Genomic DNA, 1,601 nt, shown 5'->3' with positions numbered 1-1,601 from the left:
TGGTTGGCTATAATCGCGAAGCGATGGCCAACCATTATTTTCCGCTTAAGCAACTTATAGTTACTCCGTTCCATTAATTAATGTATTTACCTATCTCATTAATACATGGAATATGCTTCTGTTGATCACGAATATTTGAGCGGAAACAATCAATGTTTGTAACAAGACTTTCGGATCAACAGGAGTTATTTGTTTCAATACGCATACTCAGGGATTGTCGTAATGCCGACTATCTATAAGACCTGCGAGAAACACTATTAGCCTCTATTTATTCTTTCACTTTACCCCTAGGAGACCCAAAATGGAAGCCTTTAACGTCTCAGATTTTGCAGCCCTTATCGGGATCGATTGGGCTGACCGTAAACACGATATTTGTGAAATAAATCGTGACACAAATACACAACATTTAAGTGTGATTTCCTCTGAACCTAAGTCAATTAATGCATGGGCGCTTGAGTTAAAACAACGCTACAACGGCAGATCTGTTGCTGTCGCGTGTGAGCTAAAAAAAAGCCCACTTATATATGCACTCAGTAAATTTAAGCACATTGTATTATTTGTGATTAACCCATCAAGTGTTGCTAAATACCGTGCCGCATTTACGCACAGCGGGGCTAAAGATGATCCTACTGATGCAATTATTCAAGTTGAAATCTTACAACTTCATATGGATAAATTAACGGTTATTAGGCCGGATTCAGAGGACGTTAGGTGTCTTGCGCAGCTTGTCGAATACAGACGTAAACTAGTACAAGATCGTGTTAATTTAACCAATAAAATAGCCACAACGCTAAAAAATTATTATCCCCACGTGATTGATTGGTTTAAAGAAAAAGACACTCAAATATTCTGTGACTTCTTACTGCGCTGGCCCTCTCTTGCTCACGCTAAAAAAGCGAGGAAACAAACACTACTCGACTTCTTTAATCAACATAATTCCCGCTACCCACTCGTTAATGAAAAGCGGATAAAAGAAATAAAAGATGCAGAAATTCTCACCGAAGATATGGCGGTGATCACGCCAAACTTATTACTTATTGAATGCCTCATTCCGCAACTTAAACAGCTAATGTTGGCAATAACACGATTTGATGACGAAATTAAAACACTTTATAAGCAACATACAGATCGCGCTATTTTTGATAGTTTACCTGGGGCGGGGCCACAATTAGCACCTCGATTATTAGCCGCTATGGGGTCAAATCGTGACCGCTATAAGTGCGCCGCTGACATACAAAAATACGCAGGCATTGCTCCAGTAACCGAACGCAGTGGCAAAAAGGAATGGATACACTGGCGATACTCATGCACTAAATTTTTAAGGCAAACATTTGTGGAATGGGCTGGATTATCTGTGCGTTATTCATTTTGGGCTAAAGCATATTATCGGCAGCAAGAAGCCAAAGGAAAACCTCATAATACCATCATCAGATCATTGGCATTTAAGTGGATACGAATCCTATTTAGGTGCTGGAAGACACATACGCCCTACGATGAATCAACTTACTTAACGGCATTGAAAAGTAAGGGATCACCGCTGTTAAAATTTGCGGTGGAAAGTGAGCTTTAGCGCTTGCTGTCCACCTCAGGGCGTGTTGTTA

1 protein-coding gene is annotated in these 1,601 nt (G+C 40.2%); it reads left to right on the top strand.

The window, feature by feature from the left end:
• Positions 1 to 301: 301 nt before the first annotated feature.
• Entirely contained in the window at positions 302 to 1,570 is a 1,269-nt protein-coding gene (locus DC53_RS00445) for an IS110 family RNA-guided transposase (RefSeq protein ID WP_033032329.1), read from the top strand.
• Positions 1,571 to 1,601 lie beyond the last annotated feature (31 nt).

The sequence above is a fragment of the Pseudoalteromonas fuliginea genome, from assembly GCF_000690055.1.
Lineage (GTDB): Bacteria > Pseudomonadota > Gammaproteobacteria > Enterobacterales > Alteromonadaceae > Pseudoalteromonas > Pseudoalteromonas fuliginea.
This window is presented reverse-complemented; position numbering and strand designations above follow the sequence as displayed.

Bases quoted from the DNA above. Each gene is read 5' to 3' on its own strand.
- DC53_RS00445 (WP_033032329.1), top strand. From the start codon at position 302: ATGGAAGCCTTTAACGTCTCAGATTTTGCAGCCCTTATCGGGATCGAT.